This is a genomic window from Corynebacterium neomassiliense (assembly GCF_900626215.1).
Lineage (GTDB): Bacteria > Actinomycetota > Actinomycetes > Mycobacteriales > Mycobacteriaceae > Corynebacterium > Corynebacterium neomassiliense.
This window is the reverse complement of the sequence record NZ_LR131106.1, coordinates 2513990-2530361: the sequence shown is the minus strand read 5'-3', so window position 1 is coordinate 2530361 and position 16372 is coordinate 2513990. Positions and strand designations below refer to the sequence as shown.

Sequence of the window (16372 nt, the reverse complement as noted above, 5' to 3'; positions counted from 1 at the left end):
GAAACCCGTCTGAGCGGGCCGCCGGCTATTCGCCGCTGACGCTCAGGGTCACGGCGTCCGCGGCCTGTCTGGCGTTCCTGCGGGCGGTGTCCGTGTCCTCGGCCGTCGCGAACGCCACCCCCATCCTGCGACGGACATGACTCTCCGGCTTACCGAAGATCCGCACGTCGGATTCCGGCACGGCCAGTGCCTGCGCCAGACCCGCGTAGGACGGGGCCCTGCCCTCGACGTCACCGTAGATCACCGCGGACGCCCCGGGGGAGATCAGGGTGGTGTCGATCGGCAGTCCCAGGATCGCCCGTGCGTGCAGGTCGAACTCACTGAACCGCTGCGACCCCATGGTCACCATGCCGGTGTCGTGCGGGCGGGGGCTGACCTCGGAGAAGTACACGTCATTGCCCTTGACGAACAGTTCGACCCCGAACACTCCACGTCCGCCGAGAGCACCGGTGATCCTCGCGGCCACCGAGCGTGCGGCCTCCAGTGCCTCGGTGCTCATCTGTGCCGGCTGCCAGGATTCGACGTAGTCGCCGTGCTCCTGCCGGTGACCGATCGGTTCGCAGAACCACGTGGCGTCCTCCCCCGTCGCCGGATCCACCGACCGGACCGTGAGAAGTGTGATCTCGTAGTCGAAGGGCACGAACTGCTCGATGATCACCCTCTCGGAGTGGACCCGCCCACCGCTCATCGCGTACTCCCATGCCGGGGCGATGTCCTCCGCTGACCGGATGTAGGACTGTCCCTTGCCTGAGGAGCTCATCACCGGCTTGACCACGCAGGGGATCCCGATCTGCCGGACACCGTCCCGGAACTCCTCGAAGGAGGAGGCGAAGACGTGCCGGGAGTTCGGCAGCCCGAGTTCCCGGTCGGCGAGTGTCCTGATCCCCTCCCTGTTCATCGTCAACCTCGTCGCCCGCGCGGTGGGGATCACCGTGGTGAGCTGCTCGTCCTCCAGTTCCTGGAGGGCGCCGGTGGCCAGGGCCTCGATCTCCGGGACGACGAAGTCCGGACGGATCTCCTCGACCAGGCCACGGATCATCTGCGGATCAGTCATGTCGACGGTGTAGTGGAAATCTGCGACCCGCTGTGCCGGTGCCCCTGCGTACCGGTCGACGGCGTGGACCTCGACGCCGAGCCGTTGCAGTGCGACGGTGACCTCACGCCCGAGTTCACCGGAACCGAGGAGAAGGACTTTCGTGGCGTTGGCGGCGCCCGGAGTGCCGATGGCGTCGGGAGTGTACACCGTGTTCCTTTCGGGAGACTGTCAGTTGCGTCACCCCGAGACGCTACCCCCAGGACCCCCGTCACACCGAAACTGAACGGGAAAAATGTGCCCGGTCGGGAATAGATCCTCCCCCGCAAGAGTTGAGTGTGGTGCAAGCAAGTTTTGAGACCGTTCCCCGGATTCACCGGGGCAGAAAGGACAGTACAATGACCAGCTTCCGCCTCGACCCCTTCGCCCCCCTCGACCACGTCGCGCGCGAGTTCTTCGGCACCCCCGCCACCCGTGCTCCCCGCTTCATGCCGCTGGACCTGGTGAAGACCGAGGACGGCTTCACCCTCACCGCCGACCTCCCGGGAGTCTCGCCCGAATCCATCGGGATCGACATCGACAACGGGATCCTCACCATCACCGCGGAGAGGACCACCGGACCGGCCGCCGACACCACCGGGGACGCCCGGGGTGACGCCCAGGCCAACGGGACCTCAGGCAGGTCCGGAGCCACCTGGCTGGCGAACGAACGGTTCTCGGGTTCCTACCGGCGCCAGATCTCCGTCGGTGACACGGTCAACACCGAGAAGATCACCGCCGACTACTCCGACGGAGTGCTGACAGTCACCCTGCCTGTCGCAGAACGTGCCAAGACCCGCAGGATCGCCGTCACCCACAGCGCCTCCACCCCGGAGACCGTGACGGCAGCTGCGCCGGAGACCGTCGACGCGGCACCGACCGCACCCGCTGTCGAAGCCTGAGCGGTTCTTGACGCCTGCGCTGTAACACCTCCCCTGCAGTGACGTTGGTCAGCAGGAGACACACGACATCTCCGGAGAACCCGGCCACACCCGCCTGTGGCCGGGTTCTGCTGTGCCCGGCGCCGGCCCCCGGCCCCCGGCGTCCCTCAGTCGCGTCCGCTGCCCGCCAGCGTCACCGACCGGTCGCTGACCGCCGCGGCGAAGTCCGCGTCATGACAGGTCCACACCACCGCCGGACGTACCCCGTCCCTCCCCAGTTCACGGTGGTAGTCCCCCGCCGCGTACCGGCGCAGGACCCCGGCGAGCCACCCGTGGCCCGGCGCGTCGAGCCCCACCGTCGGCTCATCGACGAGCAGCAGTTCCGGCCCCCTCACCAGTGCTGCAGCGACCGCGACCATCCTGCGTGCGGCACTGGGCACGTCCAACGGGTGCACGTCACGCCACCGCTCCAGCCCCACCCACCGGAGCGCCGCCTCCGCGTGGTCCGCGTCGGTGCCCACCTCCAGTTCCCTGGCGACGGTGCGCCTGGAGAACGCGGCGTCCATCCCGGTGGGTGCCCAGCCGGTGACGGCGGGGGCGCGGAGGCGTCCCTCTGACGGCCGCAGTCCGGCCACTGCGAGCATGAGGGTGGTCTTCCCCGACCCGTTCGGCCCCGCAAGGTGGGTGACCTGGCCCGCGAAAGCGGTCAGGGACGCCCGGAGCGTGAACGCGCCGTTCACCACGGTGAGATCGCAGTCGAGGACGGCGTCCCCCTGCGGCGCGGGAACCGTGGCGGAAACAGTGGCGGGAACCTCGGGCCGCGGTGCCGGCGCGGCGACGAGATGCCCGTCGGTCAGCCTGAACTGCTCGTCGGCGAGGGCGGTCAGGGGCGTGGCGAACCGGTCGTAGACGGTCACGTCACCGACCGTGCGGCTGAACCGTACGAGCGTGGCGGCCAGGGTGTCCACGGCGGCGGCGTCCAGTCCGTCTGTCGGACAGTCGAGGACGAGGGACCCCGGGTCCCGCAGGAGCGCTGAGGCGACGGCGACCCGCCTGGTCTGCCCGGTAGACAGTGCCGACGGGTCCTGACCGGTGATCTCCTCCAGTCCCCACAGGTGCACGGCGGCACTGATGCGGGACTCCATCTCCTCCCTGGGCACCCCCTGCTGTTCCATGCCGAAGGCGAGTTCCTGACGGACCGTAGGTCGCAGGAGCGAGATATGTGCGGCGGCGTCGTTGCCCACCCACGCGGCACCGGTGGATTCGGCCGTGGCCCAGGCGTGCTCGGACAGGCCGGATCCGGAGGTCCCCCAGATGAAGCGCACGGTCATGGCCGAGACCGTACCAGCGTCGGCACGGCCTGGCGGCACCGGCGGTACCGACGGCAGCTCACCACAGCACCGTGACTGCGACGAACACCGGGACGAGCACCAGGAGGCGGCGTCCCACCCTCTCCTGCCAGGGATCGTCCACCGGGTCCAGGAGTGTCCTGGGGCCGGGGTCGCCGATTCCGGTGCGCTGGAGCGGGCGGGAACGGTGACCGGCCTCCACCACCAGTCCGACGACAAGGGGCAGGACGCAGGACGCCCTGGCCCGCCAGGTGTCGGGCACACCGCGGCTGCGCTGCACCTCCCGGATCGTCGACCAGCGGCGGCGTGCCATCGGCAGCAGCCGGACCACGGATCCGACCATGTAGACCAGTGGTGCCGGGACCCGCAGCTGCAGTGAGCACATCAGATCGTCGACATCCACGAAGGACAGCAGGACCAGCCCTGACGCCGTCATCGCGGCGAACCGGAGTGACAGCCCTCCGGCGGTGGTCCAGCCCTCCGCGGAGAAAGGCACGTAGATCAGCGCGTAGGAGACCGTGGCCGGGACAGTGAGCAGCAGGGAGGCGCCGAGAGCGCGGAGCTGCCGTGACGACCGGCGTCCGGTGGAGCGGCCGGCCCCGCCAGACAGTACGGCTGACAGCACGGCGGTGACCACGGCGAATGTCAGCATGACGGCACTGACCACGGTGTCGTGGGCGATCATGACCACGACCACCGCACACACCGCCGCGGTCAACGGCGTCAACGGGTTCACACCGTCACCGTGGTGCCGTCGGCGGCGGGGGCACTGTCGGCCGCGGGGGCGAAGGTCCGGCGGGGCTTCTGCGGCAGTGCCCGGGAGACCACGAACACCAGCATGGAGATGATGACCCTGTCGACCGGGTCGGAGGGCCAGGACTGCAGGAACACCGCTGTGGTACCGGAGAACCCGAGTGCCTCGTAGGCGGAGACGAGCAGCCCGGTCCCCGTGCCTGCGGTTCCGCCGAAGATGAAGTTCGCGACCGGGGCGGAGACCAGGCCGGAGAGGAGGCCGACGACAAGTCCGGCGATGACGACCTTCCACCACGACGACCGCCACAGTCCCCGGACCAGACCGACGACGAAGCCGGTCATCGCGTAGCCTGCCGCGAAGCAGATGATCGTGGGGTTGAACGCCCCCCACACCAGACTGGAGAGTCCCCCGGTGGCCAGTCCTGCGGCCGGACCGGCGAGGACCGCCACGAGTACTGTGCCGAAGGAGTCGAGGTAGAGCGGCAGGGGCAGGCCCATGGTCCCGACCACCTGGCCGACGACGATGTTGAGCACCAGGGCGACGGGGATGATGCTGAGGGTGCGCACCGGCAGGGTGGGGACCACGGCGATGAGGGAGAGGACCGTGGGGACGAGGAACCCCACCAGTGCGACGGCGGTGGACCGGGAGTCCGCGACCGTGGAGAAGTCGGAGTCCTCCGGCTGACTGAGGACGAGCCAGAGCCAGGTGAGGACGAACAGCAGCACACTGGTGCCGACAAGTGCGTGGCGTACGGGGCGTGACAAGGGGCGCACGGTGATGACTTCCTGGGTTGGCCTGGTGTGGACGGCGTGGCTGGACAGGTCGCGGCAGCCCCTATGTCACCTCGGGGTCGCCGCCCACCTCAGATCGCCGGGCAGGGCCGGTTCCTGAGGTTGTTCCTGAAGTTGCTACGGGCAATTGTGCCCAGTACGGCCCGCGGGGGCAAGACAGCTGCCTGCCGAACACCGTGTGAACCGGGTTTTCCCGGGATGCGGGACAGTGGAGTCCACCCGCAGACTTGACAGACCGAGCGGTCTACTGGTTTTCTTGGGCACCAAGCAGTCGACGAGAGTCGAGTTCCCCTCCTGGAGCCCCGGATGAGGCGGAACCTGCGGACCTTCCCCCCCCACGGGAACGGACCGCAGCGTGCAGCCTGGTCCACAGGCGCTTCCCCGGGGCTTTCCGCGCATCATCCGCAGATCCCCCGGCAGGTACCGGCGGACCCGGCCTTCACGTGACCTCCCACCGACGGCGAGACCCGTACACCCACTTTGTGAAGGATCATCGTGACCGCACAGATCAACGCCACCGTCGCCGGGGTTCCGCGCATCGGCCCCGGGCGCGAGCTGAAGAAAGCCCTGGAAACCTACTGGAAGGACGCCACAACCGGGCGCAACCTCGCCACCGTCGCCACACAGCTGGTCAACCAGCAGGCCGACGCGCTGACGCAGGCGGGCCTGGACTCCGTCCCCACCATCGGCCGCAGCTTCTACGACTCGATGCTCGACACCTCCGCCCTCCTGGGCACCCTTCCCGCCCGCGTCGCCGACATCGACGACCACGGCAACGACGGCCTGCCCGCCTACATCGACCGGCTGTTCGCCGCCGCCCGGGGCACCGCCGACCTCCCGGCGTCCGCGATGACGAAGTGGTTCGACACGAACTACCACTACATCGTCCCCGAACTCGACGCGGACACCGAGTTCCGTCTCGACGACGCCGCCCTGCTCTCCGACCTCTCCGACCAGATCACCCGCGGCACCGCCGCCCGTCCGGTGCTCATCGGCCCGCTGACCTACCTGGCACTGGCCCGCACCACCGACGGGTCAGACGCCCTGGTCCACCTCGGTGAGGTCTTCGACGCCTACGCCCGCCTGCTGCCCCGCATCGCCGAACGCGGTGCCTCCTGGGTCCAGTTCGACGAGCCCTACCTCGTCACCGACATCGCCGTCGACGACGGGCGACGGTCCGACCTGCTGGCCCGCACCCGCGCCGGGTACACGAAGCTGGCCGCGGCGTCCGACCTGCACATCCTGCTGCAGACCTACTTCGGGGACGGTGACCTGGCGGTGAGCACCCTGTCGGGCACCGGCATCGCCGCTTTCGGTGTGGACCTGGTCACCGGCCGCACCGACGAGCGTCAGTCCACCGACACCCGTACCGCCGACGCCGACCTGCTTCCCTCGTGGACCGGGCAGGAGCAGATCCTCGCCGGTGTCGTCGACGGGCGCAACATCTGGCGCACCGACCTTTCCCGCGCCCTCGCCACCCTGAAGACCCTCGCCGCGCGGGGGCCGGTGGGGGTGTCCACCTCATCGTCGCTGCTGCACGTCCCCTACTCCCTGGCGCAGGAGACGAGCCTCGACGATGACGCCGAGCTGCGCAGCTGGCTGGCGTTCGGTGCCGAGAAGGTCGCCGAGGTCGCGGTCCTGTCCCGGCTGCTCACCGGCACCGAGACCGAGACTGACCGGACCGCGGTCGCCGTCTCCCACGACGCTGTGGAGGCACGCCGTGTCTCCGCGCGGACCCACAATGAGGCACTGCGTGCACGTACCGCCGGCGTCACCGACGCCGACCGGCACCGCAGTCCGTTCGAACAGCGTCGCGAAGTACAGGCCAGGGAGCTGAACCTGCCCCCGCTGCCGACGACCACGATCGGTTCTTTCCCCCAGACAGCCGAGATCCGGCGGGCCCGGGCCGACCTGAGGGCGGGCCGGACCACCCCGGCCGAATACCACCAGGCGATGGTCGACGAGATCCGGGACGTCATCGAACGGCAGGAGGCACTGGGCCTCGACGTCCTGGTCCACGGGGAACCGGAACGCAACGACATGGTCCAGTACTTCTCCGAACAGCTGGAGGGATACCACTCCACCGACCTGGCATGGGTGCAGTCCTACGGGTCGCGGTGTGTCCGCCCGCCGATCCTGTTCGGTGACGTCACCCGCCCGGAGCCGATGACCGTCGAATGGTTCCGGGTGGCCCAGTCCTTCACCGACAAGCCGGTGAAGGGGATGCTCACCGGGCCGGTGACGATGCTCGCCTGGTCGTTCGTCCGCGACGACCAGCCGTTGGGGACCACCGCCGACCAGGTCGCCCTGGCCCTGCGTGACGAGATCGACGACCTTGTGGACGCCGGTGCGAAGATCATCCAGGTCGATGAGCCTGCGATCCGTGAGCTTCTGCCCCTGCGCCGTGCCCAGCAACCGGCGTACCTGGAATGGGCGGTCGGTGCCTTCCGTCTGGCCACCTCCGGTGTCGCGGACAGCATCCAGATCCACACCCACATGTGCTACTCCGAGTTCAATGAGCTCATCGGGACAGTGGGCGACCTGGACGCCGACGTGACCTCCATCGAGGCCGCCCGCAACGGGATGCAGGTGCTCCACGCACTGCGGGAATCCGGTTTCGAGCTCGGTGTCGGCCCCGGGGTGTGGGACATCCACTCCCCCCGCGTCCCGGAACAGTCCGAGGTGGACACCCTGCTCACCGAGGCGTTGGAGGCCGTCCCGGCGTCCCAGCTGTGGGTCAACCCGGACTGTGGTCTGAAGACCCGCGGCTGGGAGGAGACCACGGCCTCGATCCGGGTGCTCGTCGCGGCGGCGGAGAAGGCCCGCGCGACAGCGTCGGCGTGACAGCGTCGGCGTGACGCCACGGGCCTGATCTGCCCGGTCAGGGCCCTGTCAGGACCCTGTCAGGGCCTGCCGGAGCGGGACAGCAGTCCGCCGAGTTCCTCCACCATCTCCGGTATCCACCAGGCCCAGTCGTGACCGCCGGACACCGTGCGGGCGGTGGCGTCACCGCCCTGCCGGCGCAGCAGCGCCGCCAGTTCCTGCGCCCTCTGCGCCGAATCTCCCTCGTAACGTCCCGACTGGAGGCGGACGACGGCGTCCCCGCCACGGAGTGCGGCGGCCAGGGCATTGTCGAGGTCAGGTGTCCGGTAGCGCCAGTAGGAGACCGACTGCGCCACGGCGGCGCCGATCCTCCCCCCGGACCGGGCGAGTGCGAACAGTGCCGACAGTCCTCCGAAGGAGGCCCCGGTGACCACCGTGCCGGTCCTGTCCACCGCGCCCAGGACGCCCTCGGCGTGGAGACGTGGAACCAGAACGCCTGCCACCCACTCCGCCTGACCGCCGGGAACCCCCAGGTCCTCCGACCTGGCAGGACCGGCGGAGACGAAGGCCACCGCCACCGGGGGAACCACCCCCGCCTGCTCCGCGTCCCTGAGGACCAGCGGTGTGCCGAGACGGTCGACATGCCCCTCACCGTCGAAAACCACGACCAGGGGGACAGGAGTTTCCGGTCGCGCGGACGGGGAGCGCCACAGCCGGACGACCGGTTCCTCCGGTGACCGGGCCGGCAACGTGACCGTCATCTCCGGGCACGGCGTCCCGTAGGCGTCCAGCCACGGACGCCGGGGGCAGACCCGTGCCACCTCACTGACGGTCGCGCGACACAGACCGGGGTCACCGGGCACCAGGCGTGGCAGGCGGTGGAGGTCCCCCCCGTGCCACGGGGCAGCCCCCTGCCCTGACTCACGGTCCGGCACGGGGCCGGCCGGAAACCCCGTCCGCCCGACGGGTCCCCGGTGCTCGAGGAAGGAGTACGAGGCCTGCCAGTCCCCCGGGACGGTGAAGGCGGCCGCCCACCAGCCGTGGCCGACCGGCTCCAGGTCGCAGGCGGCGGGGGGATCCGGGCGGAACCATCCGCTGACGGCGACCGACACCGCCGTCGCCTCCGGTGCGCGGTGACGCACCACGACCCCGACACGACCGTCACTCCGGCTGAACTCCGTCCACACCGGCGCCCCGTCCCACCCGTGGCCCGACGCCGGGTCACGGAAACCCTCAGGGAGGGTGGTCCGCGGCACCGGTGTCCGGAGCCTGCTACCGGGTCTCGGCAGCACAGTCAGCCCGTCAAGCATCATGTCCTTCCCACCTGCTGTCACCACAGTTCGATCTCCACAGTTCGGTCTCCACGGTTCGATCTCCACGGACGTCCACAGTCAGTCATCTTCCACCGGTCAGTCTCTCCGGCCTGTCTCCGTCACCACGGTAGCGCCACGTCCCGGCCCCTGTTCATACCGGAACCACCAGCGGATCACCGGCGACCGGGTGGCCGGGTGGCCGAGGATACGGACCTGACGACCTAGACTTGGTGGCCATCTGGAGCTCCGACCCCACAGACTGACGGGAGAACCCCGGTGACTCATCCCACCGACTCCGGCAAGACCGCCGCAGCCCTGCGCTACCTGCGTGCCCGCATCACCTCCGGAGAATGGACACTGAACTCACGGATCCCCCGGGAGCATGAGCTCATGGTCGCCATCGGAGTGGGCAAGTCCACCTTGCGGGAGGCGGTACGGTCCCTGACCAGCCTCGGAATGCTGGAGCCGATCCGCGGCGTCGGCACGTTCGTTCGTTCCAGGACACCGGTCAACTCGGTCATCGCCGACTACATCGCGGACTTCCCCGTCGCGGACATTCTCGGCTACCGCAGGTCCCTCGAGATCGAGAGTGCGCGGCAGGCCGCCGTGAACCGGTCAGAGGAACAGCTGCAGACCCTCACCGCCCTGCTCGACGACAGCCGCAACGCCGGTGCGGAAAGCACGCTGCCGTTCAGTCACGCCCGGGCCCCGGGCAGTTTCCACCACACCGTGGTCGAGGCGTCCGGAAATCTTCTCCTGCTGAACATGTACACGTGCACCATCGCCGCGGTGAGACGCCACCGGCAGAGCGGAGACCTGCAGGCACCGGACCTTCCGCAGCTGCGCAGGGAGGACCATTCGGTGATCCTCCGGGCGATCAGGGACCGGGACCCGGACGCCGCCGCTGCCGCCATGGCCGCCCACGTCTCACACGACATCACCCCCGACCCCGGTGCCGTCGGGCCTACGGGGTGACCGGGAGGTCGCGCAGGTCCTTGCGGAGGATCTTGCCGGTGCCGGACTTCGGGATCACGTCGATGACCTCGACCATCCGGATCTTCTTGTACGGTGCCACCCGTGCCGCGACCCACTCCATCAGCGCGTCCCCGTCAACGGTGACCGGGGTGCCGGACGCGTCGACCTGGGGGACGACGAACGCCCGGGGGATCTCCTCACCGTCCTCCGGCCGGAAGAAGCCGACGACGGCGGCGTCCGCGACAGAGTCGTGGGTCATCAGCAGTGCCTCAAGCTCCGCCGGGGCGACCTGGTAGCCCTTGTACTTGATGAGTTCCTTCGCCCTGTCGACCACGTACACATTGCCCTGGTGGTCGTAGCGCACGATGTCTCCGGTGCGCAGCCAGCCGTCGCGCAGCAGTGTGACCTCGGTGGCCTCCTCGTTGTCGAGGTAGCCGAGCATCACCTGGGGACCGCGGACCCACATCTCCCCCGGCCTGGACAGTCCGGACAGCCCGGACTCCTGCGCCGGCGGGAGGATCTCGGAGAAGTCCGGGTCGGTGAGGTCCACCACCTTGCACTCGGTGTTCGCCACGGGCAGACCGATGGAGGCCAGGGGTGTGACACCCCGGGAGGACACGTGGGTCACCGGTGACGCCTCGGTCATGCCGAACCCCTGGAGGACTTTCACCCCCAGCCGCTTCTCCACCGCTGCGGCAAGGTTCTCGTCGAGGGCGGCAGCCCCGGAGAGCACGGTGGTGAGCGAGGAGATGTCGTAGTCATCGACCAGCGGATGCTTTGCGAGGACCACGGCGATCGGGGGTGCGACAAAGGTGAAGTCGATGTTGTGCCTCTGGTGCAGGTCAAGGAAGGTCGGCAGGTCGAACGAAGGCATCGTGACCAGGTGGGTCCTGTTGTACAGCGAGGAGTTGAGCAGGACGTTCATCCCGTAGATGTGGAAGAACGGCAGGACGGCCATGATCACCGAGTCCCGGGTCTGCCCGTTGTCCATGAGCAGCGGACTGATCTGCACGATATTCGCCACCAGGTTGCGGTGACTGAGCCGGACTCCTTTAGGAACCCCGGTCGTGCCCGAGGAGAAAGGCAGGACCGCGACGTGGGTGGCGGGGTCGAAGTCGACCTGGGGTGCGGGGTGGCCCTCCGACAGCAGGGACGCCAGTCCCCGCTCCCCGTCCGCCAGGTCGATCACCCGGTCAGTGTCGAGACCGGCCTGTTCCGCCCCCTGGGCCCCGGCCGGGCCGAGCAGTCCGACGGTGAGCATGAGGGACGCCCCGGAGACGGTGACCTGCCGGGCGACATCCCCTGCCGTGGCCAGGGCGCCGACAGTGGTGACGGTCGCCCCCGCCCGCATGATGCCGTGGAAGGCGACGACGAAGGCGAGGGAGTTGGGTGCGTGGAGGGCCACGACCTCCCCGACTCCGACGCCCCGGTGCGCCAGGGCGCCGGCGAAGGCGTCGACACGGTCTCTCAGCTCCCCGAAGGTGACGGAGGTGCCGGTGGCGGAGTCGGTGACGGCGGTACGCGCGGCGTCCTGCGGGGTCAGGTCGGCGAACAGGAGGTCGTATACACCGACCCCGGGAATCTCGACGGGGCGGTGCGGGCTGGTGACGGGCACGGCGGGCTCCTTGGGTGACTGGCGGGAGAGAACTGACGGGACTTTCCGTTGTGAAATGACACTAGCCTGTCCCGCACCCCCGCGTCCGAATTTCGGTTCAGATTCCGGGGGTCAGCCGAAGGTACGCAGAGGGTGCCCGCCTTTCCCGTCCTGTCGGTCGAGGTGGGCGTGCTCGTTGAGCGAGCGCAGCCTCATCCCGGGTCCTGCCTCCGGCGTCACCCCGATCGTGGTCACCGACCCGTTGAGCACGGTCATCAGCAGGGTCGTCCACCGGACTCCGGGGAGCATCTCGGCGACGCAGGCGGCGATCGGTCCACCTGAACTGACCACCACCAGCGCACCGGTGTCCGCCGCAGTGCGGGCGGCGTCCTGCAGCCCGGCGCGGACGCGGCGGCGGAACGCGGGGAACTCCGGACCGTCCGCCCAGCGTCCGACGGCATCGGTGAGTTCGCGGTTGACCCTGTCGACCTGCGGTCGCGGCAGCAGTCCGGCGCGTGCCTTCCCCAGGTCGGCGACAATGTCCGGGCGCTCGCGGAACCACGGGGTGAGGATGTCGCCGAACCTGATCTCCCGCCAGGCGTCATGGACGCAGGGCGGCGGGGAGCCGAGGGCTTCCGCGATCACGGCCGCCGTGTCCCGTTGTCTCACGAGAGGGCCGTGGATCACCGGGGTGCCCTGCGGCGTCCTCTCCGCCAGTGCCCGGCCGGTCGCCTCGGCCTGGATTCGTCCGAGTTCGCTGAGCCTGTCATAAGCGGCCTCGAAGCCACCTCCGGTGGCGTTGTCGAGCGCGTTCTGCCCTGCCTGCCCGTGCCTGACCAGGTAGATGACGGACATTTGACTCCTTTCGGCACCCCTGTACGGCGGCCAGCGTATACGATTTGCCCATGAGTGACTCAGGTAACTCCCCGACTGACGGACATTCCACAGGTTCCGCATCCGGCTCCGCCGCACGCGGCGGAGGCAGCGCGGACGGTGGAGACAGCTCTTCCCGCGTCCCGTCGCCGACCCGGGCATCACAGGCCGGACGCGCCCAGCGGGCCGAGCGTCGGCGCGCCGACATTCTCTCCGCCGCGCGTACCGTGTTTCTCCGCGACGGCTACCATGACGCCAAGCTCACCGGTGTGGCCCGGGAGGCGGGGTGTTCGGTGGGGACGCTCTACACCTACTTCACCGACCGGGACGCCCTGCTCGCCGCGGTGCTCTCCGAGGTCGAGGAGGAGATGAGGGCCGCCGGGCGGCCGGCAGCCCCGGAGGACGGCAGGCCCGTGTCCCCTGCGGCGCAGATCAGTGCGACCAACCGCGCATACCTGGCCTCCTACCGGCGCAACCGGGCGATCATGGCGTTGATGGAACAGGTCGCGCAGGCCGACGAGAGCTTCGGACGCCAGCGGCTGCTGCGGGCGGACGGTTTCATCGACCGCAACTCCCGGGCGCTGCAGCGTCTCGTGGACGCCGGGGAGATCGCCCTGGACGATCCCGAGATGACGGCGACGGCACTGTCGGCGGCGGTCTCGCGCCTGGCCTACGTCGCCTGGGTGGACGGCAGATTCCCCGACACCGACGAGGTTTTCGAGCGTATGTGCTCCACCGCCGACCGTATCTGGCTGGGAACTCTGGGCCTTTCTCCCGATTCGGTGAAATGAATCACAGTTCACAGTAGTGTGGTGCCATGACCACCTACGACTTCACCGGCCGCACCGCCGTCGTCACCGGCGGATCCCGCGGCATCGGTTACGCCACCGCAGCCCTCCTCGCCGCCTCCGGGGCGGACGTCATCCTCACCGCACGGGACGCCGCCCGCGCCGACGACGCCGCCCGGACAATCACCGACTCCCTCCCCGACAGTGCCGGCAGCGTCACCGGAACCGCCGCCCACGCCGCAGACCCGGCCGCCGCCCGCGCAGTGTGCGACACCGCCGTCGACACCACAGGACGCCTAGACATCCTCGTCAACAACGCCGGAACCAACCCCGCCTACGGCCCCGTCACCGACCAGGACCCGGCCCTGGTCGCCAAGGTCTTCGAGATCAACACCACCGCACCCGCCGTGTGGACCGCCGCAGCCCTGGCCGCAGGGCTCGGCACCGTCGGCACCGGCGCCGTGGTCAACATCGCCTCCATCGGCGCACTGACCATGGAGGACGGCATCGGCGTCTACAACGCCTCGAAAGCCGCCCTGGTGCACCTCACCCGGCAGATGGCCCGGGAACTCGGCCCCCGGGTCCGGGTGAACTCCGTGTGCCCGGGAGTGGTCCGCACCCGACTGTCCGAGGCGCTGTGGAGAGACCACGAGGACACCGTCACAGCTGTCACACCCCTGGCACGGATCGGCGAACCCTCCGACATCGCCGACGCCGTGGCCTTCCTCGCCGCCCCCTCCACCTCCTGGATCACCGGCGCAAACCTCGTCGTCGACGGCGGGCAGCTCGTCGGCACCGTCGGACACTAGAGCGCCCACCCCGACAACCGGCACCCCGGGAGAACAGCATGGATTTCGCGAACACCGACCGCAGCACCGACTACCAGAACCGCCTCACCGCATTCATGGACGAATGCGTCTACCCCGCAGAACCGGTCGCCGAGGAACAGATCCGGGCCTCCGGAGACCCCCACCACTTCCCCGCCGTCCTCGGCGAACTCAAAGAGGAGGCGAAGAACCGTGGCCTGTGGAACCTGTTCCACCCCCACGCAGGAGACGGGGTCCCCGCACTGACCAACACCGAGTACGCGCCCCTGGCAGAGATCATGGGACGCAGCATCGGCCTGGCCCCCGAAGCGTGCAACTGCAACGCCCCGGACACCGGGAACATGGAGATCCTCGAACTCTACGGCACCGACGAACACCGCCGCCGGTACCTGACCCCCCTCCTGCGCGGCGAGATACGCTCCGCGTTCTGCATGACAGAGCCCGGGGTAGCCTCCTCCGACGCCACGAACATCGCCATGGACTTCCGCAGGGTCGACGGCGGCTACCGTCTCACCGGGCGGAAATGGTTCAGCTCCAATGCGATGCACCCGAACCTGGGCGTCCTCATCGTGATGGGCAAGACCAGCCCGGACGCCGACCGGCACCTCCAGCAGTCCATGCTCGTCGTCCCCGCCGACGCACCGGGGGTGACCGTGGTCCGCAACCTCCCGGTCTTCGGCTACCACGACCGTGAAGGCCACGCCGAGATCCGGTTCGAGGACGTCTTCGTACCGGACTCCGACATCCTCGGCGGCGAAGGCGCGGGCTTCCGCATCTCCCAGGACCGTCTCGGCCCCGGACGCATCCACCACTGCATGCGGTCCATCGGCATCGCCGAACGTGCCCTCGACCTCATGTGCCGACGGGCGATGTCGCGGACCACCTTCGGACGCCGACTGTCGGACCGGGACAACATCCGCGACTGGATCGCCGAAGCGAGGATCAGCATAGAATCCGCCCGACTGCTGACCATGAAAGCGGCATGGATGATGGACACCGTCGGCAACAAGGCCGCCAGACAGGAGATCGCCGCGATCAAGGTCCTGGCACCTCGGACGGCCCTGCGGATCGTCGACCGGGCCATCCAGGTGTTCGGCGGGGAAGGCGTCACCGACGACACACCCCTGGCGCAGATGTACGCCGGACTGCGGACCCTGAGACTCGCCGACGGCCCTGACGAAGTGCACCTGATGACCATCGCCCGGACCGAACTACGGCGTCACCGGACCGACGATGACGGGGTAGCGCGATGAACACGACCACCGCCTTCGACACCGCCGAACTGACCACCTGGCTGGCGTCCCTGTCCTCACCACCTGACCTGCACGGCCCGGTGATCAGTGACCGGCACGGCCCGGTCACCCTCACCCGCATCGGGGCCGGACAGTCCAACATCACCTTCCTCGCCGCCGACGGGGACGGACACCGGGTGGTGGTGCGGCGTCCTCCCCTGGGCCGGCTCACCGCCTCCGCCCACGACGTCCTCCGCGAAGGACGGATCATGGCCTCCCTGGCGGGCAGCGGCGTGCCGGTGCCGGAGATCTACGGGGCCACCACCACCGCCGGCGGTGTTCCCGTCATCGCCATGTCCGTCGTCCCCGGCACCTCGCTGAACTCGAGGGACGCCGCGGCCGCACTGTCACCCCGGGCACGTGCCGCCGCCGCCGAGGGACTGGTGGACGCCATGGTCGCCGTCCACGCCGTCGACCTGGACCGCACCGGCCTGTCCACTCTGGCCTCCCACGAACCCTACGCACCACGACAGCTGCGGCGGTGGTCACGGCAGTGGGAGAAGACGAAGACCAGGGAACTTCCCCCGCTGGACGCACTGACCGCCCGACTCCGGGACGCTGTCCCGGACCAGTCCGAGACCGTCCTCGTCCACGGTGACCTCCACCTGGGGAACATCATCGTCGACCCCGGCACCGGGACGGTGAACGCCGTGGTCGACTGGGAGCTGGCCACCCTGGGTGACCCGTTGGCGGACATCGGTTCACTGCTGGCGTACTGGCCCACACCCACCGGGCCGAACCTGCCCGGATTCGACGCCGCGCTCTCCGACGGTTTCCCCGGCCATGCTGAACTTGCTGACCGCTATCTCTCGGCCACCGGACGATCGCGGACCGCACTGGATTTCTGGCACGTCCTCGGACTGTGGAAGGTCGCCGTGATCGTGGAGGGGGTGGTCCGTCGGGTCGGTGACAGGCCGGAGAACGCACCCACCTCCGGCGCCCCCACCACAGAACTGGTCGACCTGCTGGTGTCGAAGGCGACCGGGATCGCCGACGCGGTGGGCCTGTAGTCTGCTGCGGTGGCGGTCGCAGGCGCGGTT

The 16372-nt window shown here is 69.3% G+C and carries 14 protein-coding genes; 7 read left to right on the top strand and 7 right to left on the bottom strand.

Annotated features, from left to right (window positions below):
• Positions 1–25 precede the first annotated feature (25 nt).
• Positions 26–1243 carry a formate-dependent phosphoribosylglycinamide formyltransferase gene (gene purT, locus E0E18_RS11050; protein ID WP_110482104.1) on the bottom strand — a complete coding sequence of 406 codons (1218 nt, stop codon included), beginning with the start codon at positions 1241–1243 and terminating at the stop codon, positions 26–28.
• A 188-nt stretch (positions 1244–1431) separates the two neighbouring features.
• Here purT and E0E18_RS11045 point away from each other — a divergent pair, with 188 nt between their 5' ends.
• Entirely contained in the window at positions 1432–1974 is a 543-nt protein-coding gene (locus E0E18_RS11045) for an Hsp20/alpha crystallin family protein (RefSeq protein ID WP_066586742.1), read from the top strand.
• Between the two features lie 146 nt (positions 1975–2120).
• On the opposite strand, the gene E0E18_RS11040 is transcribed toward E0E18_RS11045, so the two are convergent.
• Genes E0E18_RS11040 through E0E18_RS11030 form a run of 3 tightly spaced genes read right to left on the bottom strand, consistent with a single transcriptional unit; the run spans position 2121 to position 4829 of the window.
• Positions 2121–3284: an ATP-binding cassette domain-containing protein gene (locus E0E18_RS11040; RefSeq protein WP_130840844.1), complete on the bottom strand. Its 1164-nt coding sequence runs from the start codon at positions 3282–3284 to the stop codon at positions 2121–2123.
• Between the two features lie 58 nt (positions 3285–3342).
• Positions 3343–4038 carry an energy-coupling factor transporter transmembrane component T family protein gene (locus E0E18_RS11035; protein WP_110482109.1) on the bottom strand — a complete coding sequence of 232 codons (696 nt, stop codon included), beginning with the start codon at positions 4036–4038 and terminating at the stop codon, positions 3343–3345.
• Positions 4035–4829, bottom strand: coding sequence for an ECF transporter S component (locus tag E0E18_RS11030; protein ID WP_130840841.1), 795 nt, complete (start codon positions 4827–4829; stop codon positions 4035–4037). Before E0E18_RS11030 ends, E0E18_RS11035 begins: the two co-directional genes overlap by 4 nt.
• Before the next feature lie 513 nt (positions 4830–5342).
• Here E0E18_RS11030 and metE point away from each other — a divergent pair.
• Complete coding sequence (gene metE, locus E0E18_RS11025; RefSeq protein ID WP_130840839.1) at positions 5343–7691, top strand: 5-methyltetrahydropteroyltriglutamate--homocysteine S-methyltransferase; 2349 nt, start codon at positions 5343–5345, stop codon at positions 7689–7691.
• A 59-nt stretch (positions 7692–7750) separates the two neighbouring features.
• On the opposite strand, the gene E0E18_RS11020 is transcribed toward metE, so the two are convergent.
• Positions 7751–9007, bottom strand: a complete 1257-nt coding sequence (locus E0E18_RS11020) for an alpha/beta hydrolase-fold protein (protein WP_202616738.1) — start codon at positions 9005–9007, stop codon at positions 7751–7753.
• Between the two features lie 252 nt (positions 9008–9259).
• On the opposite strand from E0E18_RS11020, the gene E0E18_RS11015 reads away from it, so the two are divergent.
• The gene (locus E0E18_RS11015; RefSeq protein WP_130840835.1) at positions 9260–9958 is read left to right on the top strand and encodes a FadR/GntR family transcriptional regulator; all 699 of its coding nucleotides are present in this window, start codon (positions 9260–9262) and stop codon (positions 9956–9958) included.
• On the opposite strand, the gene E0E18_RS11010 is transcribed toward E0E18_RS11015, so the two are convergent.
• Both E0E18_RS11010 and E0E18_RS11005 read right to left on the bottom strand, forming a co-directional pair.
• Positions 9948–11573, bottom strand: a complete 1626-nt coding sequence (locus E0E18_RS11010) for an AMP-binding protein (RefSeq protein WP_130840833.1) — start codon at positions 11571–11573, stop codon at positions 9948–9950. The genes E0E18_RS11015 and E0E18_RS11010 overlap by 11 nt on opposite strands.
• 111 nt (positions 11574–11684) lie before the next feature.
• A complete protein-coding gene (locus E0E18_RS11005; RefSeq protein WP_161972281.1) occupies positions 11685–12407 on the bottom strand; it encodes a histidine phosphatase family protein in 723 nt (240 codons plus the stop codon).
• Between the two features lie 50 nt (positions 12408–12457).
• On the opposite strand from E0E18_RS11005, the gene E0E18_RS11000 reads away from it, so the two are divergent.
• The 4 genes from E0E18_RS11000 to E0E18_RS10985 are packed head-to-tail and all read left to right on the top strand — an operon-like array spanning position 12458 to position 16342.
• Positions 12458–13216, top strand: coding sequence for a TetR/AcrR family transcriptional regulator (locus tag E0E18_RS11000; RefSeq protein WP_130840828.1), 759 nt, complete (start codon positions 12458–12460; stop codon positions 13214–13216).
• Between the two features lie 26 nt (positions 13217–13242).
• On the top strand, positions 13243–14022 hold the full coding sequence (locus E0E18_RS10995; RefSeq protein WP_066586727.1) for an SDR family oxidoreductase: 780 nt from the start codon (positions 13243–13245) through the stop codon (positions 14020–14022).
• Positions 14023–14060: 38 nt separating this feature from the next.
• Positions 14061–15293 (top strand): acyl-CoA dehydrogenase family protein, encoded by a 1233-nt coding sequence (locus tag E0E18_RS10990; RefSeq protein WP_110482117.1) that lies wholly within the window; start codon positions 14061–14063, stop codon positions 15291–15293.
• Entirely contained in the window at positions 15290–16342 is a 1053-nt protein-coding gene (locus tag E0E18_RS10985; RefSeq protein ID WP_130840826.1) for a phosphotransferase family protein, read from the top strand. Before E0E18_RS10990 ends, E0E18_RS10985 begins: the two co-directional genes overlap by 4 nt.
• Positions 16343–16372 lie beyond the last annotated feature (30 nt).

Bases quoted from the DNA above. Each gene is read 5' to 3' on its own strand.
- E0E18_RS11045 (WP_066586742.1), top strand. From the start codon at position 1,432: ATGACCAGCTTCCGCCTCGACCCCTTCGCCCCCCTCGACCACGTCGCG.
- E0E18_RS11040 (WP_130840844.1), bottom strand. From the start codon at position 3,284: ATGACCGTGCGCTTCATCTGGGGGACCTCCGGATCCGGCCTGTCCGAG.
- E0E18_RS11005 (WP_161972281.1), bottom strand. From the start codon at position 12,407: ATGTCCGTCATCTACCTGGTCAGGCACGGGCAGGCAGGGCAGAACGCG.
- E0E18_RS11000 (WP_130840828.1), top strand. From the start codon at position 12,458: ATGAGTGACTCAGGTAACTCCCCGACTGACGGACATTCCACAGGTTCC.
- E0E18_RS10995 (WP_066586727.1), top strand. From the start codon at position 13,243: ATGACCACCTACGACTTCACCGGCCGCACCGCCGTCGTCACCGGCGGA.
- E0E18_RS10990 (WP_110482117.1), top strand. From the start codon at position 14,061: ATGGATTTCGCGAACACCGACCGCAGCACCGACTACCAGAACCGCCTC.
- E0E18_RS10985 (WP_130840826.1), top strand. From the start codon at position 15,290: ATGAACACGACCACCGCCTTCGACACCGCCGAACTGACCACCTGGCTG.